The sequence below is a fragment of the Galactobacter sp. genome (assembly GCF_022712295.1).
Taxonomy (GTDB): Bacteria; Actinomycetota; Actinomycetes; order Actinomycetales; family Micrococcaceae; genus Galactobacter.
Genome location: NZ_JALAGT010000153.1, coordinates 1 through 24,915 on the forward strand (window position 1 = coordinate 1; position 24,915 = coordinate 24,915).

General features: G+C 65.8%; 22 protein-coding genes. 14 read left to right on the forward strand and 8 right to left on the reverse strand.

Going from position 1 to position 24,915, the window contains the following annotated elements:
- The first annotated feature begins 221 nt into the window (after nucleotides 1-221).
- On the forward strand, nucleotides 222-1,622 hold the full coding sequence (locus tag Q0A15_RS11050; protein WP_291279582.1) for an aminomethyl transferase family protein: 1,401 nt from the start codon (nucleotides 222-224) through the stop codon (nucleotides 1,620-1,622).
- Between the two features lie 94 nt (nucleotides 1,623-1,716).
- On the opposite strand, the gene Q0A15_RS11055 is transcribed toward Q0A15_RS11050, so the two are convergent.
- A complete protein-coding gene (locus Q0A15_RS11055; RefSeq protein ID WP_291279583.1) occupies nucleotides 1,717-2,157 on the reverse strand; it encodes a MarR family winged helix-turn-helix transcriptional regulator in 441 nt (146 codons plus the stop codon).
- Between the two features lie 177 nt (nucleotides 2,158-2,334).
- Here Q0A15_RS11055 and Q0A15_RS11060 point away from each other — a divergent pair, with 177 nt between their 5' ends.
- From Q0A15_RS11060 to Q0A15_RS11085, 6 genes are all read left to right on the forward strand, one after another.
- Entirely contained in the window at nucleotides 2,335-2,799 is a 465-nt protein-coding gene (locus Q0A15_RS11060) for a MaoC family dehydratase (RefSeq protein WP_291279584.1), read from the forward strand.
- A complete protein-coding gene (locus Q0A15_RS11065; protein WP_291279585.1) occupies nucleotides 2,796-3,704 on the forward strand; it encodes an SDR family NAD(P)-dependent oxidoreductase in 909 nt (302 codons plus the stop codon). Before Q0A15_RS11060 ends, Q0A15_RS11065 begins: the two co-directional genes overlap by 4 nt.
- A 13-nt stretch (nucleotides 3,705-3,717) precedes the next feature.
- Nucleotides 3,718-5,334 (forward strand): AMP-binding protein, encoded by a 1,617-nt coding sequence (locus tag Q0A15_RS11070; protein WP_291279586.1) that lies wholly within the window; start codon nucleotides 3,718-3,720, stop codon nucleotides 5,332-5,334.
- A complete protein-coding gene (locus Q0A15_RS11075) occupies nucleotides 5,331-6,221 on the forward strand; it encodes an amidohydrolase family protein (protein WP_291279587.1) in 891 nt (296 codons plus the stop codon). Before Q0A15_RS11070 ends, Q0A15_RS11075 begins: the two co-directional genes overlap by 4 nt.
- Nucleotides 6,218-7,384 (forward strand): acyl-CoA dehydrogenase family protein, encoded by a 1,167-nt coding sequence (locus Q0A15_RS11080; RefSeq protein WP_291279588.1) that lies wholly within the window; start codon nucleotides 6,218-6,220, stop codon nucleotides 7,382-7,384. Before Q0A15_RS11075 ends, Q0A15_RS11080 begins: the two co-directional genes overlap by 4 nt.
- Before the next feature lie 71 nt (nucleotides 7,385-7,455).
- Entirely contained in the window at nucleotides 7,456-8,769 is a 1,314-nt protein-coding gene (locus tag Q0A15_RS11085; protein ID WP_291279589.1) for an MFS transporter, read from the forward strand.
- Between the two features lie 181 nt (nucleotides 8,770-8,950).
- Here the strand turns inward: Q0A15_RS11085 and Q0A15_RS11090 are convergent, their stop codons facing one another.
- On the reverse strand, nucleotides 8,951-10,321 hold the full coding sequence (locus Q0A15_RS11090; RefSeq protein WP_291279590.1) for an MFS transporter: 1,371 nt from the start codon (nucleotides 10,319-10,321) through the stop codon (nucleotides 8,951-8,953).
- A 762-nt stretch (nucleotides 10,322-11,083) separates the two neighbouring features.
- Nucleotides 11,084-11,734 (reverse strand): GntR family transcriptional regulator, encoded by a 651-nt coding sequence (locus Q0A15_RS11095; RefSeq protein ID WP_291279591.1) that lies wholly within the window; start codon nucleotides 11,732-11,734, stop codon nucleotides 11,084-11,086.
- Between the two features lie 336 nt (nucleotides 11,735-12,070).
- On the opposite strand from Q0A15_RS11095, the gene Q0A15_RS11100 reads away from it, so the two are divergent.
- The 5 genes from Q0A15_RS11100 to Q0A15_RS11120 are packed head-to-tail and all read left to right on the forward strand — an operon-like array spanning nucleotide 12,071 to nucleotide 17,110.
- Nucleotides 12,071-13,285: a PrpF domain-containing protein gene (locus tag Q0A15_RS11100; RefSeq protein WP_291279592.1), complete on the forward strand. Its 1,215-nt coding sequence runs from the start codon at nucleotides 12,071-12,073 to the stop codon at nucleotides 13,283-13,285.
- Nucleotides 13,282-14,301, forward strand: a complete 1,020-nt coding sequence (locus tag Q0A15_RS11105) for an amidohydrolase family protein (RefSeq protein ID WP_291279593.1) — start codon at nucleotides 13,282-13,284, stop codon at nucleotides 14,299-14,301. Before Q0A15_RS11100 ends, Q0A15_RS11105 begins: the two co-directional genes overlap by 4 nt.
- Before the next feature lie 60 nt (nucleotides 14,302-14,361).
- The gene (gene ligK / locus Q0A15_RS11110; protein ID WP_291279594.1) at nucleotides 14,362-15,045 is read left to right on the forward strand and encodes a 4-carboxy-4-hydroxy-2-oxoadipate aldolase/oxaloacetate decarboxylase; all 684 of its coding nucleotides are present in this window, start codon (nucleotides 14,362-14,364) and stop codon (nucleotides 15,043-15,045) included.
- 60 nt (nucleotides 15,046-15,105) lie between these two features.
- Nucleotides 15,106-16,116, forward strand: coding sequence for a VOC family protein (locus Q0A15_RS11115; RefSeq protein ID WP_291279595.1), 1,011 nt, complete (start codon nucleotides 15,106-15,108; stop codon nucleotides 16,114-16,116).
- Nucleotides 16,117-16,138: 22 nt separating this feature from the next.
- Nucleotides 16,139-17,110, forward strand: coding sequence for an NADPH:quinone oxidoreductase family protein (locus Q0A15_RS11120; protein ID WP_291279596.1), 972 nt, complete (start codon nucleotides 16,139-16,141; stop codon nucleotides 17,108-17,110).
- 129 nt (nucleotides 17,111-17,239) lie between these two features.
- On the opposite strand, the gene Q0A15_RS11125 is transcribed toward Q0A15_RS11120, so the two are convergent.
- Complete coding sequence (locus tag Q0A15_RS11125; protein WP_291279597.1) at nucleotides 17,240-19,195, reverse strand: FAD-dependent monooxygenase; 1,956 nt, start codon at nucleotides 19,193-19,195, stop codon at nucleotides 17,240-17,242.
- Nucleotides 19,196-19,360: 165 nt separating this feature from the next.
- On the opposite strand from Q0A15_RS11125, the gene Q0A15_RS11130 reads away from it, so the two are divergent.
- The gene (locus tag Q0A15_RS11130) at nucleotides 19,361-20,290 is read left to right on the forward strand and encodes a MarR family winged helix-turn-helix transcriptional regulator (protein ID WP_291279598.1); all 930 of its coding nucleotides are present in this window, start codon (nucleotides 19,361-19,363) and stop codon (nucleotides 20,288-20,290) included.
- A gap of 49 nt (nucleotides 20,291-20,339) precedes the next feature.
- Here Q0A15_RS11130 and Q0A15_RS11135 read toward each other — a convergent pair whose 3' ends face one another.
- Entirely contained in the window at nucleotides 20,340-21,305 is a 966-nt protein-coding gene (locus Q0A15_RS11135; protein ID WP_291279599.1) for a YafY family protein, read from the reverse strand.
- A 95-nt stretch (nucleotides 21,306-21,400) separates the two neighbouring features.
- Here Q0A15_RS11135 and Q0A15_RS11140 point away from each other — a divergent pair, with 95 nt between their 5' ends.
- Nucleotides 21,401-21,766, forward strand: a complete 366-nt coding sequence (locus tag Q0A15_RS11140) for a VOC family protein (protein WP_291279600.1) — start codon at nucleotides 21,401-21,403, stop codon at nucleotides 21,764-21,766.
- A 119-nt stretch (nucleotides 21,767-21,885) separates the two neighbouring features.
- On the opposite strand, the gene Q0A15_RS11145 is transcribed toward Q0A15_RS11140, so the two are convergent.
- Genes Q0A15_RS11145 through Q0A15_RS11155 form a run of 3 tightly spaced genes read right to left on the reverse strand, consistent with a single transcriptional unit; the run spans nucleotide 21,886 to nucleotide 24,711 of the window.
- Nucleotides 21,886-22,512 carry a CoA transferase subunit B gene (locus Q0A15_RS11145; RefSeq protein ID WP_291279601.1) on the reverse strand — a complete coding sequence of 209 codons (627 nt, stop codon included), beginning with the start codon at nucleotides 22,510-22,512 and terminating at the stop codon, nucleotides 21,886-21,888.
- A 1-nt stretch (nucleotide 22,513) separates the two neighbouring features.
- Entirely contained in the window at nucleotides 22,514-23,356 is an 843-nt protein-coding gene (locus Q0A15_RS11150) for a CoA transferase subunit A (protein WP_291279607.1), read from the reverse strand.
- Complete coding sequence (locus Q0A15_RS11155; RefSeq protein WP_291279602.1) at nucleotides 23,356-24,711, reverse strand: MFS transporter; 1,356 nt, start codon at nucleotides 24,709-24,711, stop codon at nucleotides 23,356-23,358. Before Q0A15_RS11155 ends, Q0A15_RS11150 begins: the two co-directional genes overlap by 1 nt.
- Nucleotides 24,712-24,915 lie beyond the last annotated feature (204 nt).

Below are 24,915 nucleotides of genomic sequence, written 5' to 3' on the forward strand. Positions count from 1 at the left end.
CCAACATCCTGGGCAAGTTGGGACTGGCCTCACGCACGCAGGCCGCGCTCATCGCGGTCAATGCGGGGCTGCTGGGCTAGGTAGGCAGTGGTGATACGTCAATTGACGTAGTCCAGGTCGGGACAAGCGGCCCATGTGCGCACGTGGCGTGACTCATACGGTTGAGGGGAACAGGGCGAACTCGCCCGCCCACCCAGACCGATCCGAGAGGATGAGCCACCATGAGCTCCCAGTCCCTGCAGGACATTCTTGATAAGTCCGCCAACCCGGTTGAGCACCTGCGCAACGTGCCCGCCGGCGCCTACGTCTATCCCGTGGTCGCCGCCGAGTTCTCCAACTTCCGCCGCGAGGTGCAGGCCTGGCGTGACACTGCGGTGCTCTTCGACCAGTCCCACCACATGGACAACCTCTACATCTCCGGTAAGGACGCGCTGAAGCTGATCTCCGACACGGCGATCAACTCCGTGGCCAACTGGCCCGTGAACAAGGCCAAGCAGTACGTTCCAGTGACCCCCTACGGCCACGTGATCGGCGATGGCATCCTCTTCCGTGAGGCCGAGGACCAGTTCGTGTTCGTGGGCCGCTCCCCTTCGGTGAACTGGCTGCTGTTCCAGGCTGAGAAGGGTGGCTACGACGTGGAGCTGCTCACCGACCGTCGTTCGCCGTCCCGCCCCATGGGCCACGCCGTGACCCGCCAGGAGTGGCGCTTCCAGATCCAGGGCCCGCAGGCCTGGAACGTGATCGAGAAGCTCAACGGTGGCCCGGTTGAGCAGTTGAAGTTCTTCTCCATGTCACATATGAATATCGACGGCACTCAGGTCCGCACGCTGCGTCACGGCATGGCTGGCGAGCCGGGTCTGGAACTGTGGGGACCGTACGAGGACTACGACCGCATCCGCGAGGCCATCGTCTCTGCCGGTGCCGAGTTCGGCCTGGAGCAGGCCGGCTCCCGCGCCTACTCCTGCAATACCCTCGAGTCCGGCTGGATCCCCTCCCCACTTCCGGGCATCTACTCCGGCGACGAGCTGGCCGACTATCGCACGTGGCTCGGTGCGGACAGCTACGAAGCCGTCTCCGCCGTGGCCGGTTCCTACGTCCCGGAGTCGGTCGAGGGCTACTACACCACCCCATGGGAGCTGGGCTACGGCTCCTTCATCAAGCACGACCACGACTTCATCGGTGCCGACGCTCTGAAGGCCATGGATCCGGCCGCGCAGCGCAAGAAGGTCACCCTGGCCTGGGACAGCAACGACATGGCCACCATCCAGGCCTCGATGTTCCAGAACGACAAGCTGCCCTACAAGTTCTTCGATCTGCCCAACGCCAACTACGGCGCCTCCAACTTCGATTCCGTGGTGGATGATGACGGCAACGTGGTGGGCGTGTCCATGTTCACCGGCTACTCCTGGAACGAGAAGCGTGCGCTGTCCCTGGCGATCGTGAACCCTGATGTGGAGATCGGCACGCCGCTGCACGTGCTCTGGGGCGAGCCGGAGACCACGGGCAAGCGCTCCGCTCAGCCACACCGCCAGTACAAGGCCGGCGTGGACGTCTCCCCCGTCCCGTACTCCGAGGTGGTCCGCCGCGTCTACACCGAGGGCGGCTGGCGCAAGAACGCCTGATCGGGCCCGCTGATAAGAGGGCCTGACGTCGTGTGGTGCCTGATCGTTCGATCAGGCACCACACGACGTCGGGCCTTGGCAGTCCAGATCGAGATCATGACACGGTTGCAGGCTCGGCCTCACCGAGCGCACGTCGACAATGACGCAGCAGCTCCTCGAACTGAACACGCTCCTCGCGGGAGAGCCCATCCACCATGGAGTCCTCGAGTTCCAGCACGTCTGGGCCGGCCTCCTGGATGACGGCCTCGCCGCTCGCGGTGAGTGTCAGCAGCATGCGGCGGGCGTGCCCCGGGTCCTGCGCACGACTCACGAGCCGGCGTTCAAGCAGCGGTTCCAGGGTGCCCGCCATGGACTGCGCCGTGACGAACGAACGTCTAGCCAGTTCCGAACTCGTCAGCCCGGGGCGTCGGCTCAACACGGTCAGCGCCGTGAACTGAGTGGCCGTGAGCCCGTGGTCAACGCAGACCCGGGTGAAACGTGGTCTGAGGATGGTCTCCAGCTGTTTCAAGGCGTAGATCAAGCTTCCCGGCTGCACGGCCACCTCTGTTTCATCACTCGTTCTGGCACCGCACCGATTCCACGGCCCACGCACAGAGTATCGAAGGTCTTCCTTGTCCATCGAGTTTCAGGTAACTTGAAACTCAAGTGATGGCGGTCACGCCTACGGGCCCGCCGCACATTCACACCACAACCCACCGAAGAAAGGTCGAAGATGACCACGACGCAAGCGGTTTCCACCGCCGTCACCGATCTTCCACAGCTGGCAGGGGCCGCTTACGGCCCCTCCGCCTGGCGCCCCATCACCCAGGAAGAGGTCGACCTCTTCGCGCGTGTGACGGGCGATCACAATCCCATCCATGTGGACCCCGAGGCGGCAGCCAAGACCCCCTACGGGCGCACCATCGCCCACGGCCTGCTGACCCTGTCCCTGGTGGTCCCCATGATGGATGAGGTCTTCACCATCACCGGCGCCTCCATGGGCATCAACTACGGCCTCAACAAGGTCCGTTTCCCCGCCCCGGTCCCCGTTGGATCCAACGTCCGCGTGCACGGCGTGGTGGACGAGGTCAGCGAGATCCCGGGTGGCTACCAGCTGCTCACCACCGTCACATGGGACATCGAAGGGTCGGAGAAGCCGGTCTGCGTGGCCCAACTGGTTCTGAGGTACTACGCATGAGCGCCGCAGCAGATCTCACCGGACGCGTCGCCGTCGTCACCGGCGCGGGCCGCAGCCTGGGCCGCGCCTACGCCCTTGCCCTGGCCTCCGCCGGCGCCGCCGTGGTCGTCAACGACATGGACGCGGACTCCGCGAACGCCACTGTGGCAGACATCGTTGCCGCCGGCGGCCGCGCCACCGCCGTGATCGCCCCCGTTGGCCCCTCCGAGACCGCGCAGCGGCTCGTGGACACCGCGATCTCCGAGTTCGGCCGCATCGACGCCATGATCTGCAACGCGGGAGTTCTCCGCGACAAGGTCCTCTGGAAGATGTCCGACGACGATTTCGACCTGGTGGTCTCCACTCACCTTCGCGGGTCCTTCACCTGCGGCCGCGCTGCGGCCATCGCCATGAAGGAACAGGGCGAGGGCGGGCGCATCGTGCTCATCGGCTCCCCCGCCGGGCAGTACGGCAGCTTCGGCCAGACCAACTACGCCTCCGTGAAGGCAGGACTCGTGGCCATGGCCCGCACCTGGTCGCTGGAGCTGGCCCGCGCAGGCATCACCGCGAACGCCGTGGTGCCCACCGCGCTGACGCCCATGACGGCCACCATCCCCATGTACACGGACGTTTACGAGACCTACCAGGCGGGCGAGGAGATCCCCCACGAGTTCCGCCACGATCATGCCCTCGGCACACCTGAGGACGTGGCGGCACTCATCGTGTGGCTGGCCTCCGCGGCCTCGAACGAAGTGACCGGTCAGGCCATCGGCATCGGAGGCGACAAACTGGCGCTCTTCGCCCACCCCCACGAGGAGGCCGTGGCCTACTGCCGCGGTGGCTGGGATCCGGACGGGATCGACGAGACGTGGCGGGACACCTTCGCGGCCTCCGCCCAGCGTTCCGGCCCACCCACGCTGGACTGAGCCAAGGACAACGATGAAGGAGAGCACAACGATGGAGTTGAGCTACGGGGAGATCTGGGCTCGGGTGGCGGCCGCAGTGCCTGAACGCACCGCGGTCTCCGGTGCTGGGATCACGCTGACCTACGCCGATCTGGCACGGCAAGCCGCACAGCTGCGCGCGGTATTCGCCGAACGCGGCATCCAGGCCGGACAGACCGTGGCGATCATGTCCCACAACCGCCCCGAGTACCTGGTGACGCTCATGGCGTGCGCGCTCTCCGGCATCACCGCGGTCCCCATGAACTTCCGCTATCACGCGGCGGAGCTGGAACCCCTCCTGGAGGATTGCGACGCCCAGGCCGTGATCTACACGGCCACCCTGCAGGAGGAGATGTCCAAGGTTCAGGCCCCCAACGTGCGCTGGTGGTTGCGTCTGGAGGACGTGGAAACCTCCGCCCCGGTGCTGAACCACGGAACACGCTGGGAGGAGGTCGCGAAAGCGACCCCGACCACCGCCGTCGGGCATGAGCCCGGCGAACTCATGGTCTACACCGGCGGCACCACAGGACGCCCCAAGGGCGTGGTGTGGGGCATGGCGGAGCTGTTCGAGATCCAGATGTTCTCCATCTACGGGACGCTGGGCCTGGAGCATCCCTCCACCATGGAAGACGCCGTTGCGATCGCGGCGGCCCCGGACGTGTCGCACGAGGTGGTGCTCCCCCTGGCACCGCTGATGCATGGAACGGCTCTGTTCAACTCCATGAACGCTTTGGTCACGGGTGGCAGCGTGGTCATGCTGCCCACGGCCCGATTCGACGCCGCGGAGGCCAACCGGATCATCCAGGAGCAGCACGTCAACCGCCTCATCGTGGCCGGGGACGCCATCGCACTTCCCTTGGTTGAAGCAGCCGAGGCGGAGGATGCGGACTGGAGCAGCCTCCAGAACGTGATGAGTTCCGGCATGCGTTTCTCCGACGAGGTCAAGGCACGCCTGCATTCACTCACGGATCTGGCCATCACTGACCTGCTGGCCTCCAGCGAGGGCGGCCCCTATGCGGTGGCCACCTCGCGCTCTGCCGAGGATCTGCCGGCCAAACTCACCCTGTTCCCCGGCGCCGTGGTGCTGGACGAGCGCGACCGTGAGGTCCAGGACGTCGACGGTGCGGAGGGCGTGCTCGCCTACGGCGGGAAGCTGCCCAAGGGCTACCACGGGGACCCGGCCAAGACCGCGGAGACCTTCCGTATCATCAACGGCCACCGCTACGTTGCGGCCGGGGACCTGGTGCGTGTCCTGGGCGGGGGGCGCATCGAGCTGCTGGGCCGCGGCAGCGCCGTGGTCAATACGGGCGGGGAGAAGGTCTTCCCCTCCGAGGTGGAGGAGGCGCTGTTGGACCACCCCGCCGTGGAGGACGCGGCCGTGTTCGGGGTCCCGGATCCTCGCTTCGGTGAGGCCGTGGTGGCCGCCGTGGCCCTGCACGACGGGTTCTCGGCAACGGAGCGGGAGCTCTCCGGCTTCGTCGGTGAGCGCCTGGCCGGGTACAAGAAGCCCCGCAAGATCTTGATCCGATCCAGTCTGGACCGCTCCCCCAGTGGGAAGTTGTCCCTGGCCAAGCTCAAACAAGCCGTCATCGAGACTAAGGCAGGTGCGTGATGGCGCTCTATCAAACGGCAGTGGACCCGTCCTCCGTGGAGGGCATCGACACCCACGTGCACATCCAGGTGGACTCCACCGGACGCACCGCGTTGCCGCAAAAGGTGTTGGACGCCATGGACGCCTACTTCGGCGCCGGCGACCCGCCGTTGGACGTCGCTGGAACCGCGTCCTACTACCGTGAACGGAACCTGGCCGCAGTGGTCTTCACCGTGGACGCCACCACGGCCATGGGACACGCGCCCAACAGCATCGACGAGCTGGTGTCCCAGGCTGCGGACCAAGCCGACGTGCTGATCCCGTTCGGGTCCGTCGATCCGCTCCAGGGTGAGCGCGCCGTGGAGGAGGCCCAGCGTCAGGCTTCGGACCTCGGCGTGCGCGGCTTCAAGTTCCATCCCACCGTGCAGAACTTCGACCCGTCCTCGGAGGAGTTCACCCCACTGTTCTCCGCTCTGGAGGACCTGCGTCTGCCCATCGTGGTGCACACGGGCCAGACGGGAGTGGGCGCCGGCGTCCCCGGAGCCTTCGGGTTGCAGTTGGAGTTGTCCAACCCCATGAAACTGGACGTCGTGGCCGCCCGCCACCCGGGGCTGACCATCATCATGGCCCACCCCTCGGTGCCGTGGCAGGACGAGGCCATCTCCGTGGCCACGCACAAGCTCAACACCTACATCGACCTCTCCGGCTGGGCGCCCAAGTACTTCGCGCCCTCCCTGGTCAGGGCCGCAGGAACCTACCTGAGCGACCGGTGTCTCTTCGCCTCCGATTTCCCCGCCATCAGCCCGGACCGCTGGCTCAAGGAATTCGCTGAGCTCCCCATCAAGGACGCCGCCCGGCCCAAGATCCTCAAAGGTAACGCCGTGAAATTGTTAGGACTGGGCGCATGATCTCCGACCTCTACGAACTGATCGACCCGCTCGGCTCCTCCGTCGGACTCACGGACGCCGAACTGGCGCACCTGACCCGGCTGCGCCACACGCTGGACACCGAGATCACGCCTCTGATCCCTGCGGCGTGGGAGGCCGGGGAGACCCCGGAGTCCATCCGACCCACCCTCGCCGGGCTTGGCCTCGTCGATCCAGCCGACGTCCTGGGACCGGACGGACACGAATCCGCGCTGTACCAGGGGTTCCGAACCTTCGAACTCTCCCGCTGCGACCTGTCCGTGCAGATCCTCTTCAACGGCCAAGCCTCCATGTTCCGCACCCTGATCAGGGAACTCGCCGCCCCGGACCGAGCAGCGGCGTGGGACAGGAAGATCGCGGACTTCGAGCTGACCGGCTGCTTCGCCCTGACCGAGCCCGACCACGGCTCCGATGTGGCCGGTGGCCTGGAGACCACGGCCGTCCGCGACGGCGACTCCTGGGTCATCAATGGCGCCAAGAAGTGGATCGGCAACGCCGCCATCTCCGACTACCTGTTGATCATCGCACGCACCGAGGACGGGATCGGGGGCTTCCTGGTCCCTCGCGAGGCACCCGGGGTCCAGCTGGAGAAGATCGAGGGCAAGATCGCCGTGCGCATGGTCAACAACGCACAGATCACCCTGGCCGACGTGCGCGTCCCCGACTCCGCGCGCCTGCCCCGCCTCAATTCGTTCGCGGACATCAACCGCGCCATGCGCGGCCTGCGGGCCGACGTCGTGTGGACGGCTGCCGGAATGCAGGCAGGCATCCTCGAGGCCGCTCGCAGCTACGCCACCGAACGGGTTCAGTTCGGCAAGCCCATCGGCGGCTTCCAGTTGGTGCAGGAGAAACTCGCCCGGATCTACGCGAACCTGGCCTCCACCCTGGCCATGGCGGAAACGCTCACCCGGGGCGCCACAGACGGTGTGGTCCCGGCGTCCCTCGCCAAGCTCTTCGCCGCTCAGCGCCTGCGCGAATCCGCGGCTCTTGGCCGAGAGATCGGAGGCGGCAACGGCGTGCTGCTGGAACACCACCTGGCCCGCTTCTTCGCCGACGCGGAGGGCGTCTACACCTTCGAGGGCACCCACGAGGTCAACAGCCTCATCGTGGGCAGGCATCTGACGGGCCTCGGCGCTTTCCACTGACTTCACCCCTTTATCCCTTCATATCCCCGACCCGCACCCGGAGTTCATTAGCAGTTCAAAGGAGACCTGCCATGTCCAGCCCATCCGGCGCCCCTTCGGCGCTCACGTCCACCCCCAAGAAGAACAGTGCAGGCAAGGTCGTCTTCGCGACCTTCATCGGTTCCGCCATCGAGTGGTACGACTTCTTCCTCTACGCGGCCTGCGCCGCCCTGGTCTTCGGGCCGCAGTTCTTCCCCGCCGGCAACGACACCGCCGCCCAACTCGGCGCCTTCGCCACCTTCACGTTCGGCTTCATCGCGCGGCCCCTTGGCGGCATCATCGCCGGGCACCTCGGTGACCGGATCGGCCGTAAGAAAATGCTGGTGCTCTCCCTCTATTTGATGGGTGCTGCGACGGTCCTGGTGGGCTGCGTACCCAACTTCGCCGCCATCGGCGTCTGGGCGCCGATCCTGCTGGTCATCCTGCGCCTGGCTCAGGGTCTCGGCGTCGGCGCTGAATGGGGTGGTGCCGCCACCATGGCCATCGAGAACGCCCCTGCCAACCGCAAGGCGCTCTTCGGTGCCATGCCCACCATCGGCCTGCCCGCAGGCATCCTGCTGTCCAATCTGATGCTCATCGTGCTGCAGAAGCTGACGGGTGAGAACTTCCTGGAATGGGGCTGGCGCATTGCGTTCCTGTTCAGCATCGTGCTCGTGGTGGTGGGACAGTGGGCCCGCCGCGCCCTCGAGGAGAGCCCGGTGTTCGAGCAGAGCGTGAAGGAGGAGCCCACGCGTGCACCCCTTCTGCAGATCCTGCGGCATTACCCGTTGCCGCTGCTCCTGACCATCTTCATCTCAGGCATCCCGTCCATTGGCTCCTACATCGCGGTGACCTGGTCCTTGAGCTGGGGCACCACCGACTTCGGATACTCCTCAACCGCCCTGCTGTGGATCGGTATCACGTGTTCCGCGCTCCAGATGATCATGGTGCCGTTGCTGAGCGCCTGGGCCGACCGCATCGGTTTGACCTTCCTGGTGGTCCTGGGTGGTGCGCTGATGATCGTGACGGCGTTCGTGTTCATTGCGTTCTTCAGCTCCGGCAATATCCTCCTGGCGGGAGTCGGAACCATCCTGATCCACGCATCCACGTCGTTCGCGTGGGCCGCGGTTCCTCCGCTGCTCACCCGCTCGTTCCCCGATTCGGCGCGCTACACCGGCATCAGCATGGCCTATCAGTTCGGCGCCATCATCGGTGGCGGGTTCGCTCCCATCATCGCAACGTCGCTGATCGCCTCCACCGGCCAGCCGTACTCCGTCGCCGTGTACGTGTCCGTGGCGGCCGCCATCATGGTCATCGCCGCGCTCTTGCTGACCAAGTTCCGGGTCCATCAGGACACCGTGCGCTGATTCCTCCGTTGGACAAGCCGGCGCAGATAGACAAAAACCTGTCCAAGACGCCGCTCAAATGACCACCGGCGGTTGAACACACAACGGGCGACGACGGGTGGTGGGCTTGAGTGCTCAAGCCCACCACCCGTCGTCGTGCTTTGTTTTGCATCCCGGCTTTGGGGCCCTGTGGGCGTCCGGCTCAGGCCTCCACCGGGTCCTCTTCCTTGAGCTTGCCGGTGGAGGTGCGGTCCTTCGCCGTGCGGAGGACCAGCGCCACCAGGATGAACATGACCATGGAACTGATCGCGAACGCGGCGAACATGCCGAAGCCCAGGTGCTGAAGTCCATGAGCGAAGAGAACACCGCCGAGCCAGGGACCGAAGACCGCACCGAAACGGCCCATGCCGGTGGTCCATCCGATCGCAGATGCGCGACTCCTCGTCGAGGATACGTGGGACACCGATGCGTACACGGTTGTCTGGGCGCTGAAGAGGAAGAACCCGGCGATGAAAACCACGACGTAGGTCAGGATGAAGGGCATCTTCACGCTCAGCAGCGCGATGAATACCGCGGTGGCCAGGAACCAGAACGTACCCACACGGATGGGTCCGATGCCATCTGCCAGCCGCCCGCTGACCAGCATGCCGAAGATACCGCCCAGGTTGGTGACGATCATGAACGCCAATGCAGGGCCCAGATCGTAGCCCTCAGCCCGCATCAGGGACGGCAGCCAGGTGCTGAATCCGTAGACCAAGAGCAGGCCTCCGAAGGACGCGATCCAGAACAGCAAAGTGATGATCGCCGTTCGACCCTTGAAGAGTTCCGCCAGGCTGGAGAGGAACGAGGCCCTGGGTTCACTGCCGGATCCGGTGACGCTCTTGGGGGCGTACGGACCGAGGTCGAGGTCGAACTTGGCCGCCAGGGACTCGGCACGGTCATGCCGTCCACGGATGAGCAGATAGGAGAGCGACTCCGGCATCCACGCGATGATCAGTGGAACCAGCAGCACCACGGGCAGCACACCCACCCAATACATGGCGCGCCAGCCGAACACCGGCAACAGCCACAGCGCCAGGAAACCGGCGGCGATACCTCCTGCCTGGTGAGCGGACATGACAGCACCCACCGCGAAGCTACGGCGGTTCTCGGTAGCAAATTCCGTGACCATGGCGATCGCGGTGGGCAGCAAACCTCCAAGACCAACCCCCGCAAGGGTGCGGCCGATGCCAAAGACCGTCGCCGTCGGTGCCAGCGCACAAACGGCGGACATGAGGGAGAAGACCAGCGTGCAGGTGATGATGCCCTTACGGCGACCGATCGCATCAGTGAGCATGCCCGCGGTCAGCGCTCCGACCAGCATGCCGAACGTGGCGTAGGAGCCAATGTTGCCTGCGATCTCGGCGGTCATACCGAGTCCTGCGTCCTCCGTCATGTGCGGGATGGTGGCTCCGTACATGAACGTGTCGATGCCGTCGAACAGGACGGTGACCCAGCACAAGGCCATGACGAGTCGAAAGGCCTTGGATTGTCGTTGTTTGGTCCGGATAGGTGAGCTGGAGACAGCAGCCATTGGTGTACTCCTCGTTCGGATTGGGTCGAAGGGGTGGCACAGGATGCGACCGAACGGCCTCCGAGAGGCTACTTCGCCAGTCGAATCAGATATTCGTCCGTACCCTGATGGATTAGCACAACACTTGCAGCCACGATTGTCAACAATTTCTCCGAGAAGGCATCAGGGTCGCGAGAAACACTTATATCTATGGGGATCCGATGGCAACTACCTCGGCAACACGTCGCCAGAGCTCCTTCACGACTGGGCACATCGGCCATATGGTGCGAAAACACACTACTCAGTACACGGACCATTGAGGCTGCAGATGCCACACCCTTGAGTGCCACCTCGGTCCGAGTGCAAGACCAGAAGTTCAGAGTATGGCCAACCCTGCGCATGATCATGCAGACGAAAATCGCCCCGCATATGGCAGGTGCAGAGGACGGTGTCTAGCGCTGCACCTCCGTCACGCCCGGCCCGGTCATAGACCGTGATACCGCGTTCCAGCGCGAGGATGAGGGCGAGAGTGTGCTCACCCATCTCGTCCACGCAGTCCGATACGTTCGTTACCCTGCCACCGCGTTCGGCCGCAGCGGCGACGTAGATGCCGTCGGCCCCGGTTCCGTAGCGCGCAATCACCCACAGACGGGGACGGGCCCGAACTCAACGTCGGCGTGATTCCTAACTTCAGCCCAGAATGCCGTTCTGCGCTGAAGTTAGGAATCGAGCCGACCTTGAGTCAGTTGAGTCAAGCGGTACTGGTCCTTGGTGAAGGCGGGCTCAGTCCGCCGAGGCGCGGATGGCCCCCATGACCGAGGTCAGGTGCTCGCGCATGGCGACGGCGGCGGCCTCGGGATCGCGCGAGCAGACTCCTTCGATGATGGCCAGGTGCTGCGGCAGGGACTCGGCCGGACGCCCGGAACGGTAGGCCAACTGGAATTGGAAACGGACCACCTGCCCACGCAGCCGCGCCAAGGTGGCGGCGGCCGTGCGTTGACCGCTGATCTCGATCACGCGTGCGTGCAGCGCCTGGTTCCCCTTGGAATACTCTGCCGTCTCACCCGTCTCCACCGCGGCTGCCATGCGTTCGCCGATGCCACGCAACTCCTCGATCTCCGCATCGGTGATTCGGGAGGCCGCCTTGGCCGCACACAGGGCCTCGATGGCCGCGCGCACCTCCGTGATCTCCAGCGCCTCATCCACCGACACAGACCGCACCCGGGCGCCTCGGTTGGCCACTCGCTCAACGAGTCCCTCGGAGGTCAGCTCCGCCAGAGCCGCGCGGACATGGGAGCGGGAGGCGCCGTAGGTCTCCGACAGGTCGATCTCCACGAGCCGCTGCCCCGGAACGAGTTGGCCGGCCATCATGGCGTCGCGGAGTTGATCGACGACCTCCTCGGTGCCGACCTTCCGCTTGGTCGCAGTGGTCATGAACCTGCCTCTCGTCTGCAATGCTCTGCGCGGCACGGAAGGTGACACCGCGCCTCTCTCAACCGCCGCTGGCCTTTCGCGCGTCCAAGTGGGCGCTCAAAACAACCAACGGCGGGGAACCTGAGTGGAGTCTATCCACCACGCCACCAAATCTCACGACCATATTGTCAACAATGTTGTGAACGGGTACGGTCTGTGGAGAGCGACCCCGGCGCCGCCCGCACAGCCCAGGCTCGCGAGCGTCGGCCGGAGGGGGCCACGGTTCCCGTGCCAGCGGCCCGCCGATACGGCACCACCCACCGGCTCGAGGTCAAAGGTGACTAGCAAGGAGGCCCTGTGCAACGACCGCAGCGAACGCGCATCGACGGCGATCAGGTGGCCATCCCCTGCCTGCTGATGCGTGGCGGCAGCTCCCGGGGCCCGTTCTTCGACGCATCAAACCTCCCCACGGACATCGGGACCCGCGACGCCGTCCTGCTCCACGTGATGGGCAGCCCGCATCCGCTGCAGGTGGACGGCGTGGGCGGCCGTCACCCGCTCACCTCCAAGGTCGGGATCGTGGGTCCCAGCACCGAAACCGGTGTGGATCTGGACTTCACCTTCGCGCAGTTGCAGCCGGAGGAAACCTCGGTCAACACCAAGGCCAATTGCGGCAACATGCTGGCCGCCGCCCTGCCATTCGCCCTGGAGACCGGCCTCATCGAGGCCGCAGGAGATGAAACCCACGCCCTGGTCCGCACCACCAACACCGGCCTCACCACGGACATCACCGTCCAGACCCCCGACGACCCCGACGGCGAGCGCTTCGTGGCCTACGCCGGAGACACCTCCATCGACGGCGTCCACGGCACCGGTTCCGCCATCCGCCAGGACTTCCTCGACACCGCGGGCTCCGTGGCGGACAGCCTGCTCCCGACCGGCAACGTCACGGACACCATCGACCTTCCGGGCGGCACCACCCTCACCGTCACCTGCATCGACAACGGCCAGCCCATGGTCATCGTCGCCGCCGCGGACCTGGGCCTCACCGGCCAGGAATCCCCGATCGAACTCGAGGCGAACGATGAACTCGTGTCCACCATCGAGTCCCTCCGCCTGATCGCGGCGGAACACATGGGCCTGGGGGACGTCACGCATGCCAACTACCCCAAGATGACCATCGCCTCCCCCGGTGTGGACGGTGCGGACATCACCACCCGCAGCTTCATCCCCCATCGCGTCCACGAGTCCATCGGCGTGCTCGCTGCCGTCACGGTCGCCACAGCGCTGTGCCTGCACGGCAGCGTCGCGGCGCGGGCGGCGGGCGCCGCCGCGTCGTCGGCCACCACTATGCCCGACGATGCGAGTCGCCAGAGCGCCTCCCTCACCATCGCGGTAGGTCACCCCAGTGGCTCGCTGGACGTGGCCATCTCGCTGGACGAGCACGGCGACGTGGTACGTTCCGGCATCCTCCGCACGGCCCGCAAGATCATGGCGGGCGAGGTCTTTGTTCCCTTGTCCGTCTGGGACCCGCGCGGCCCCGATTCCACACCCACAGGAGACCTTGCATGATCCTCGACATCCACGGCCACTTCACCACCGCTCCTCCGGCACTGGGTGAATGGCGAGACCAGCAGATCGCGGCCCTTGAGGGCGGTCCCGAACCGGATCCGGCAGGCCCGCAGATCTCCGACGACGAACTGCGAGAGGCCATCGAGTCCAACCAGCTCAAGCTCATGGACGAGCGCGGCATCGACGTGACGGTCTTCTCCCCCAGGGCCTCCTTCATGGCCCACCACATCGGCGGCCTTGAGACCTCCACGCAGTGGGCCCGGATCTGCAACGACATCATCGGCCGGGTCGCACGCCTGTTCCCCGACCGCTTCGCTCCCGCCGCGATGCTGCCTCAATCCCCGGGCGTGGACCCGGCCACCTGTGTCGAGGAGATCGAGCGTTGCGTGGCCGAGCACGACATCGTGGCAATCAACCTGAATCCCGACCCCTCCGGCGGCTACTGGACCTCCCCTCCCATCACGGACGAGTCCTGGTTCCCCATCTACGAAGCGGCCGTGAAGCATGACCTGCCCATCATGGTGCACGTCTCGACGTCGGTGAACCCGGCCTTCCACACCACCGGATCGCACTACCTGAACGCCGACACCACGGCCGTCATGCAGCTGATCCAGGGCGACCTCTTCTCCCGCTTCCCCGAACTGAAGATCGTGGTCCCCCACGGCGGCGGCGCAGCCCCGTACCACTGGGGACGCATGCGCGGCCTGGCCACGGCACTGGGCAAGCCTTCCTTGAGCGAGCACCTGCTCGGCAACCTCTACTTCGACACCTGCGTCTACCACCAGCCCGGCTTCGACGAGCTGCTCGAGGTGATCGACCACAAGAACGTGCTCTTCGCCTCCGAGATGATCGGCGCGGTGCGCACCGTGGATCCGGAGACCGGGCACTACTTCGACGACACCGCACGCTACCTCGCGGCTGCGGACCTGACGGACGCGGATCGCGCAGCGATCAGCGAGGGCAACGCCAGGCGGGTGTACCCGCGACTGGACGCGCGGCTGAACGCCGGCGCGTAAGTCGGGAACCGGCCGTCGGGCATCGAAACACGCAAAAAACGTAAGCAGGAAGAAGGAAGCATGTTCGATCTGGGAGTGGTCCACACCAACATTCAGCGGCCGGACCCCGCCGCCGTTGAGGCCCTGAGCAAGTTCGGCGTCCCCACCATCCATGAGGCCATGGGCCGGGTGGGGCTCATGCGCCCCTACATCCGCCCCATCTACCCGTCCGCCCGCCTCTGCGGTCCCGTCGTGACCGCGCTGCTCCAGCCCGGTGACAACTGGATGCTGCACGTCGCCGCCGAGCAGATCCAGCCCGGCGACGTGGTGGTGGCCGGCTGCACCACGGAGAGCGAGGACGGCTTCTTCGGCGAGCTGCTCGCCACCTCCATGCGTGCTCGCGGCGCGCGCGGACTGGTCATCGACGGCGGCTGTCGAGACACCACCGAGCTCGAGGAGATGGACTTCCCCGTCTTCTCTCGCGCCATCAACTCCAAGGGCACCATCAAGGCCACCCTGGGCTCCGTGAACGTGCCCGTGGTCTGCGCTAACGCCCTGATCCACCCCGGCGACGTGGTGGTCGCGGATCACGACGGCGTGGTCGTGGTCCCGCGTGACCGGGTGGCGGACGTCGCCGAGAAGTCCCAGGCCCGCGAGGACCTCGAGGAATCCAAGCGGGCCCAGTTCCGCGACGGCGTGCTCGGGCTGGACCTCTACAAGATGCGCAAGCCACTGGAGGCCGCCGGCCTCACCTACATCGACTGACCCACACCACCGAAGCCCGCTACTTCCTCTCAACGACGAGAAACCCCAGAAGGACACATCATGGCCATCCCAGAGAATTTCGACATCGCCCACATCGGCGCCGTCGAACTGTTCACACCCAAGTTCGAAGAATCCCTGCACTTCTTCCGCGACCTGCTCGCCATGAAGGAGGTGGATCGCATCGGTGACTCCGCCTACCTGCGCTGCTGGGACGAGTACGAGCTCTACACCATCAAGTTGACGGCGTCCCACACCAACGGCGTGGGTCGCACGCTCTTCCGCACCACCAGCCAGGAGGCGCTTGAGCGTCGCGTCGCGGAGATCGAGGCCACCGGCCTGGGCCACGGCTGGCGCGACCCCGAGGTCGGCGTCGGTGCCTCGTACGAGTTCGAGGACCCGGACGGGCACCTGATGGCCATCTACTACGAGACCGAGCGCTACGTGGCACCTCCCGAGGAGGCATCGGTCTTCAAGAATCAGGCTTCGAAGTTCCCCGGGCGCGGCGTCAACGCCCGCCGCCTTGACCACATCAACTACCTGGCCTCGGACGTCAACGCCGCCGGACGCTTCTGGCGCGACACCATGCATTCGCGTGAGTCCGAGCGTGTGAACCTGAACGATGGAGGCTTCGCGGCAGAGTGGTTCCGCTTCATGGAGAAGTCCTACGACGTGGTCTACTCCGACGACTGGACCGGTGAGCGCGGACGCTTCCACCACCTGGCCTTCGCCCCCGACACCCGGGAGGACATCCTCAAGGCTGCCGACATCTTCATGGAGAACGGCATCTACATCGAGTACGGGCCGTACAAGCACACCATCAACCAGACATTCTTCCTCTACGTCTGGGAGCCGGGCGGCAACCGCATCGAGTTCGCCAACGCCGGCGCCCGCCTGATCCTCGATCCGGATTGGCCCACGGTGGAGTGGTCCGAGGCCGAGCGTGCCAAGGGTCAGGCGTGGGGCATGAAGACCGTGCCGACGTTCCACACCCACGGCACCCCGTACGTGGAGCACCAGGAGGAGATCGACAAGGCAGCCATGGAGGGGCGTAAGTACATCCCCGGTGAGTAGCCTTGGGCGTATGTCGGCAACGATGCGCGCAGTCCGCAACACCACTCATGGTGGTCCCCGACTCCTCAAGGTTCAGGATGTCGAGGTACCGCGGCGTCGCCCGGGCGAGGTGCTGGTGCAGGTCCATGCGGCGGGCGTGTCCTACCCCGACGTGCTTCAGTCCCGCGGCGAATACCAGAATCGGGTTCCTCTTCCCTTCACGGTGGGCAGCGAATTCTCCGGCGTCATCCTTGAGGCGGATCCCGAGTCTGGCTTCACAGTGGTAGACCGCGTGGTCGGTGTCGTCAGCGACGGGGCCTTCGCCGACTACGTCGTGGCACCGGCGGACCGCGTCCTCCCGCTGCCGGACAACATCGACTTCACATCTGCCGCTGCCATGCCCATCAACGTCCTCAGCGCCGAATTCGCACTGAACGAACGTGGACACGTCCAGGCGGGCGAGACGGTGCTCATCCATGGCGCTGCGGGCGGGCTCGGACTGGCCCTCACACAGCAGGCCAAGCTCAGAGGCGCCACGGTGATCTCGGTCGTGTCCACGCCAGAAAAGGCCGAACTGGCCGGCCGCATGGGTGCCGACTTCACGATCTCGCCCCACGACTTCCTCGACCAGGCCCGACACATCACCGACGGTCGCGGCGTGGACGTGGTGTTGGACCCGGTTGGAGGCGAGCGCTTCACGGATTCCTTGCGTTCCCTGACCAGGGAGGGGCGGCTTTTGGTCCTGGGATTCACGGGCGGGAGCATCCCCACGGTCCGTGTGAACCGGCTCTTGCTCACCAACACCACCATCGTCGGCGTCGCGTGGGAAGGCCTGATGCCCGAATGCGGCGTGTCTCTGCCCGATCAGTGGGAGCGGCTGGCCCCTCATCTGGCCGATGGGGCGCTTGAGCCCTTGATCAGCGCCGTCCTTCCGCTAGCCGAGGCACCCGAGGCCGTCGCCATGCTGGACGAGCGCCGGGCCAAGGGCAAGCTGGTCCTCACCGTGCGTTCGTAGTTCGACGCGCTCCCCCGCGCTGCCGCCAACGTCGGCCGAACTGACGCAGCGTAGGGGAAAACTCTGGCGTCGGTAGAACTGGCCAAGTTCTACCGACGCCAGAGTTCGTCCCGACAGTGGGTGAGTGGGTCAGTGCGTGTCCGCCAGGCTGCGCCGATCAACCATGAACTGCCCGACGACGGCCGCCAGTTCCGCGGGAGCGTCCAGTGGGAGCACCTGGGCGATGTACTGGTCTGGGCGAACCACCACCACGGCACCTTGGTCCCGGTCGATGCCGCGTAGGTCGTAGACGTCCTGGCTCGCCGCGATCCCCGGGATGTTGCCCAGCAGACGGCCATTGGTCGCCTCGGCACTGAACACCTTCTCCAGATCAGGCAGGTTGAAGCGGCCGTGTTCGGGACGGAAGAAGGACGGGATCGTGGTGGGATCCACGTCGCGGTGGGCGTCCTGCAGAATCAGGCGCACATCGAAGACCGAGTCGCGTTCGGCGTCGGGTGCGGTGAAGCGGTTGATCGCCGAGGCGGGATCCGCATCCTGGTGAGCAGCCCAGGCTTGCACCGCGCCACCGTCGGCCAGACCATTGCGGTCGGCGAAGACGTAGACCCGCCAGCGGCCGTCGGCCTCATGAACGTGCCCCAGCTCCACCGGCTTGGCGTCCATGACGCGGATGGCAGGGGCCGAGTGGAAGCGCTCCCCGATCACGAAGCCTGAGGCCAGGTCCTGGTGCTCACGGGTGCCGACCAGGGGCGTTTCCTTGTAATGCGTCGCGAAGCCCGCCGTGAAGCGCCCACCGTCCACGAACTGCGCCTGGACGTCCTCGGCCGAGACCTCGTCGTTACGGGACCCGACCATGGCGGCCCACTTGATGTCGTAGTCGATGAGGGCCTTGGCGGTGACCCAACGCTCCTGGGAGTAGGTGTCCAACAGCGCCGGATCCGCCTGTCCGCGCAGCACGGCTCCGAGTTTCCAAGCCAGGTTGAAGGCGTCCTGCATCGACACGTTCATGCCCTGCCCGGCCTTGGCAGAGTGCGTGTGGCAGGCGTCGCCCATGATGAACACGCGGGGCTGCTTCGTTCCACGCTCTGCCTCGTCCACGTCGTCGAAGCCATCGGCCAGACGCTGGCCAACCTCGTAGACGCTCCACCAGGCGACCTCTCGCACGTCGAGGGTCCACGGGCTGAAGACACGCTGGGCCGCGGCGATGACGTCCTCCACCTGAGTACGCTCGCGGAAACCCGTGTCCTCTGCGTCCACGGCGCCGAGATCCACGTAGACACGCACCAGGTTCCCGCCCTCACGCGGGATCAGGATGATGGAGCCGGACTCCGAACGGATCACGGCCTTCTTGCGGATGTCGGGGAAGTTGGTCACGGGGAGGATGTCCAGCACACCCCAAGCGTGATTCTGCACATCGCCCTGGAGCTCGCGGCCGATCGCCGCACGCACGGCCGAGCGGGCGCCATCGCAGCCGATCACGTACTTGGCCCGGATCTGCCGCGTGGTGGAGGTGGGTCGATTGTCCTCATCGGTGGCGGCCAAGGTGACGGTCAGCGGGTATTCGGCAGTGTCATCCCGGACCACGTCCACGAAGTGCCAGCCGTAGTCCACTGCGGTTCGGGTGGAGGCTCGTTGCGCCGAGTCGAAGAGCATCTCCTGCATCCGAGCCTGGTTGACGATCACGTGCGGGAACTCGCTCATCCCGTCGGCGGTGTCGTTGATGGTCCCGATGCGCTCGATTTCGTCCGTATGCTGCTCATTCGGCGCCCAGAAGGTGGTCTCGTTGACCCAATAGGCCTCGTCGAGCAGAGCGGAGGCAAGACCGAATGCCTGGAACATCTCCACCGTGCGGCAGGCGACGCCGTCCGCATGACCCCGCAGCAACGGACCCTGCCTGCGCTCCACGACGGCCGTGGAGAGGCCCTCGAATCTGGCCAATTGCGCTGCCATGACGGCACCCGCCGGACCGGTGCCCACAATCAGGACGTCCACCTGTCCGGGAAGTTCACTGTTGGCCGGGCGAGCGTCGGGGCCCGCGTCCTGAACCGTGGGGTCGCCGAACGTGTAGCCATTGATGTGATACTGCACTGTACCCATCTCCTGATTCGTCAGTATGCTGATGATTATGTGCAGCATAGACCACTTTGTGAACGGGTTCCAGAGGTAACAGGCCAACCATGCAGAATAATCAGGACGCGGAGTGTTCCACGGCGACCGCCGCATCCTGATGAAGACGACGAACAGAGGAGGGACATGGCAGGGTTCGACATCGACACCATGACCGGACACCAGCTGCGTCTGGCCCAGCAGCGACACGTCCAACTCTGGACGCAGATCGTTGGCCAGGCCCTGTCCTCCACGCAGTACGTCCTCCTGGAAGCATGCGCCACCCTGACTTCTCGTGGCTTGGAGCCGGACCAGGTCAGCGCGGGTCGACTTGCCGGGATCGACCGTTCCACCACCACTGAGATGGTGTCCCGCTTGGGCGATCAAGGGTGGTTGATCTCCGCGAAGTCCAGTACCGACCGCCGCCGTCAGGTTCTGAGCTTGACGCCACCCGCGGCTGCCGCCATCACCTGGTGTTCCCCGCTCGTGGACCGAGTTCAAGTGGAGCTCATGAGGCCACTCACCGACGCGGAACAGGAGTGGTTGTTGCCACGCTGGTCGCTGCTGGCCGGCCTGAACGCCGGGACCGACGTCGACACGGCGGAGGCGGCCGGCGGCGACGATGCAGCGGACGCCGGGCACGCGACGTCGGACACTGGATACTCCGCGCGACGTCCCGGGCACCTGCTGCGCCGCGCGCAGCAGCGACACCTGCAGTTGTGGACCGAGGAGGTGTCCACACAGTGGACCTCGCAGCAGTTCGCCCTGCTGAACGCGGCGGGCGCAGCCGGGCCGAACGGCGCCTCCCAGGTGCAGTTGGGGCAGGTGGCCGGCATCGACCGCTCCTCCACCTCACACCTGGTCACCAAACTCGTGAGTCAGTCACTGCTTGAACGTCGCCCGGACCCGGACGACGCGCGGCGACGCCTGGTGCTCCTCACCGAGTCCGGTCAGGCCACGCACGCCGAGCTCGCGAAGGGTGCCGCGGCCTTGCAGCAGACGCTGCTGGCCCCGCTGGACCGCGCAGACCGGCAGCGCACGCGGGACCTGCTCCGCCGCATCGCCGAGGGGGCCTAGATGTAGTGACCGGGGATAGGAATTGACGGCTGGGCAGGCCGTCTGCCAGTCATGGGGCAGGGGCCGAGTGTCTTTCGGCGAGATCCCTGGCGAGCTGACGGATGCGTTCGCGGGCTGTCTTTGGGGTGAGTATCTCGATGTGGTCGCCGAATTGGAGGAGCTGACGCACTGACTCGATGTTGGGGTAGCGGATGACGACCGTGCACCAGCCGCTTTCCGCTTTGGAGATCTCGTGGATGCGGGTACCGAGGATGCGCCGTGCCAGGTCGAGACGGTTCTCCCGGAGGCGGACTTTCACACTCACGCGACCTGGCGTTTCGGTGCGTTCTTTCAGGTCATCCCACACGGTGCGGAGGGTCTGATCTGAACGGAGGGCGGCTGGTGCGTCGAGGGTTTCGTAGGCCGAGAGCCGTTCCAGAGCAAACAGCCGGCCGGCCCCCTGGTCATCGGCGATGAGGTACCAACGGCTCGATTTCGCCACGATGCCATACGGGTCGACCACCAGCGTCGAGGCCTTCCTCTCGGCGCTGCGCCGGTATTGGATGCGCATCCGGCGTCGGAGTCGCAGCGCCGATGCTAGATCAGCTACGTCCACTTCAGCGTTTGAGTTGGCAAGCCACGCGTTGCTGTCCACCAGGACCAAGTCTGACAGCCGTGGCAGACCCGGGGACTCGAGGGCTGCGGTCTGGCGGGCGGCGATCTTACGTGCGGCCGTCTCATGCTCCGCAGACAGCCCCAGACTCTCAAGTTGCGCGCTGTCCAAACCGGCAACCGAGAGGGCCTCCAGCTCTCGAGGCTCCAGATGGGATGCGTTGAGCCGTACACCGGGGAGCAGGACGATCCCACCGCTCCGGCCCCGTTCGGCATAAACAGGCACCCCCGCTGCCGAGAGCGCCTCGACATCCCGAAGTACCGTCCGCCGGGACACCTCCAAGCGACCGGCGAGTTCGGTGGTGGTAATGCGCTGACGTGTCTGCACGAGCAACAAGAGGTGCAGCAGTCTCGAAGCCTTCATGCCGACCAATCTTCGCAGAAAAGGTGACAGGTTCTGTCGTGATTAGACGGTCAACTGGTGCTGCACCGAGAACCCAACGACCTGAGGAGCGCACTATGCCCGCCCCCAACTTGTTCCTGATCTACGTCCGCGATGCTGAAGACGCCACGGCCTTCTACAGCGACCTGTTCGAGATCGAACCAACCTTCACAAGCCCCCGCTACGTGGCTTTCGAGGTTGCCCCCGGCGTCCTGTTCGCGCTGTGGACAGGACGCAGCGAGCACGCGGATCCGAGCACCCCTCGCACATGCGAGGTCGGGCTGATGGTGCCGGGACCGGCGTCCGTAGTTGACGAGACCTTCACGAGTTGGGTTTCCAAGGGAGTCCATGTTGCGGAGGAGCCGCACGACGAGGTCTTCGGCCGCACGTTCGTGATCACCGACCCCGACGGCAATCTCATCCGGGTCTCCCCGGTGGACTGACCTGAACGGACCCCGCCCACTCAGCTCGCCCCCGAAGGGCCGGCCACACACGATGGTCGGCCCCCGGGGTCGAGCGTTACGTTGCTGGCGAGCCCGTCCCGATCAGCCGGTACGCACACTTAGAGAAGCGGCGCGGCCGTGGCCTCCCGCACGTGGTCCTCGGTGACGCCGGGCGCCACCTCCACGAGTTTCAGGCCCTCCGGCGTCACGTCGATGACCGCCAGGTCCGTGATGATCCGATTCACCACCCCCGCACCGGTCAGTGGCAGCGTGCACTCCGGCAGGATCTTGGGCGAGCCGTCCTTGGCCACGTGCTCCATCAGCACGATCACCCGCCCGGCTCCGTGCACCAGGTCCATGGCACCACCCGGCCCCTTCACCATCTTGCCGGGGATCATCCAGTTGGCCAGGTCCCCGGTTGCGGAGACCTGCATGCCGCCCAGGATCGCGGCGTCGATCTTGCCGCCGCGGATCATCCCGAAGGACAGCGACGAATCGAAGAAGCTCGCGCCCGGGAGCACAGTGACCGTCTCCTTGCCCGCGTTGATGAGGTCAGGATCCACGTCCTCCTCGTACGGATACGGACCTACACCGAGGATGCCGTTCTCCGACTGCAGCACCACGGTGCGGCCCTCCGGCAGGAAGTTCGGCACCTTGGTCGGCAGCCCGATCCCGAGGTTCACGTATTCGCCGTTGTTCAGTTCAAGCGCCGCGCGGGCGGCCATCTGATCACGATTCCAGCTCATCTCAGGCCTCCTTCTTCGCAGTGCCGTCCGCAGTGCCCGACGACGCGTGGCCGGCGTCCGCCGGTCCGTCGCCCGTTTCGCGAACCCGGACGGTGCGCTTCTCGATCCGCTTCTCGATATCCGTACCCACCTCGATGATGCGGTGGACGAAGACGCCAGGCAGGTGCACGTCATCCGGGTCGATCTCTCCCGGTTCCACGAGCTTCTCCACCTGGGCGATACAGACCTTGCCCGCCATCGCCGCTGCCGGAGAGAACTGCCGGGCAGCCTCATTGAAGACCAGGTTGCCGTGACGGTCACCCACGGCGGCATGAACCAGCGCGTAGTCGGTGACGATGGATTCCTCCAGCACGTAGTCGTGTTCTTCCCCGCCCAACGCAAAACTACGCACTTCCTTGGGTTCGGAGGCCTTCACGACGTTTCCCTCTGAGTCATACCTCTGCGGCAAACCACCCAGAGCCACCTGCGTCCCGGTGCCGGTGCGCGTGAAGAACGCGGCGATCCCGGAACCACCGGCCCGCAGCTTCTCGGCGAGGGTGCCCTGAGGCATCAGCTCCACCTCGAGTTCACCCTCCAGGTACTGCCGGGCGAACTCCTTGTTCTCCCCCACGTAGGAGGCTGAGATCTTCGCGATGCGGCCCGCGTTGAGCAGCACGCCGAGTCCCCAGCCGTCCACGCCGCAGTTGTTGGAGACCACGGAGAGGTCGGTGGGCCCCGATGCAAGCACCGCGTCGATCAGCTGAATGGGATTGCCGGAGAGCCCGAAGCCGCCCACGGCCAGGGACGCCCCAGAGGGAATGTCCGCCACGGCTTCCGCCGCGGTCGAGTACGTCTTGTCCATGATCAGTGATTCTCCTCCTGAGCAGGTGTGGGTGTGGACATGGCGGCTGGTGGCTTCGGCATGACCAGCAGGATCACGGAGCCGATCACCAGGAAGCCGGTAGCCAGGATCAACGGCGTGGAATAGCTGACCTGGGCGTCGAACAGGTAGCCGGCGCATACGGGACCCAGAGCGGAACCAACCATGAAGGACGAGTACACGAAGCTGTAGAGCGTCCCGAAGGCCCGCTGCCCCAGATAGCGCGAGGACAGATAGGACATGAGGTCGATCTCGGCGCCGAAGCCGAGTCCCACCAGGATCGCGGTCACCGGTGCCAGTGACGGGCCACCCCAGAGCAGCAGCAGGCAGCCCAGCGCGGCGGCCAGGAACAGCGGCACGGCCACGGTGGTGGGGCGGAATCGGTCCAAGGCCCAGCCCACCAGGGGCCGGCCGATCACGGTACCCACACCCACCAGAGAGGACAACGACGCGGCAAGCACAGGGTTCACACCGGAGTCGATCAGCATCGGGACGAAGTGCGGAACCAGCGTCAGCAGCGCCCAGCCCAGCACGAAGAAGGCTGCGCACAGCATCCAGAACTCCTTGCCACGCACCACCTCACCCACGGTGGGGCCAGGGAGCAAAGGTGCCGCAGGCACCTTCACCGAGGTGCCCGACGACGTATGGCCGGGGGCGGCGCGAGCCGCGCCGTCGGCGTCGGGCAGGACTCTGCCGCGAACCATCCAACGAGCGAAGGGCAGGACCAGCAGCGGTGTCAGGGCCAGCAGGCCCACCGTGAGGTAGCCGCCGCGCCAGCCGAAGGCGTTGACGACCACGCCCATCAACATGGGCATCAGCAGAGCGGAACCGCCGAGGCCCATCGCCATGATGCCCAGTGCCAGGCCACGGCGGACGTGGAAACGTTCCACGATGGCCTTGGTGTAGGTCACGGCAGAGGTACCGACGCCGATGATTCCGGCGAGCGCATACAGGGTCAGGAACCAGAGCAGCGTCGCGTCGAAGCGGCTCAGGGTGAGCAGCACCGCGGCGAAGAGGGGGATGGAGATCCAGGCGACGGGCTTGACGCCGAAGCGGTCAAGGAGCCGGCCCATGAAGGGCAGGGCGATGGCCATGCCGAGGGAGGAGACAAGCGAGGACAAGGTGATGTCCCCGCGGCTCCACCCGAATTCCTGCTGCAGCGGGACCACGAGGGTGCCCAGGATGTTGCCGAGGCTACTGAAACCCAGCGCCGCGCCGAGGGTGGCGAAGACCAGGACGCTCCAGCCATCGCGGAACTCGGTGGCCCCACCTCGGGTCACGCCCTTGTTTTTGGTGGGTGAGGGCGGCGCAAGAGTGGCCTGCGAGGATTCTGGGGGCATGGTCGTCTCCGTTGACGTTCTGGGGTGCGCGTGGCGTCGAAATGACGCCGATCTCATCCATGCTGCCCAGCTGGGTCCATCAGCGGAAGTTGTTCTTGGTGATGGCTCCATCATCGCGAGTTATATATGGGCCCTGGTCAGAGCCTGCAAAGCTCCGCCTGGAGTGTCTGCAATCCTCCGCCTGGAGTGTCTGCAATCCTCCGC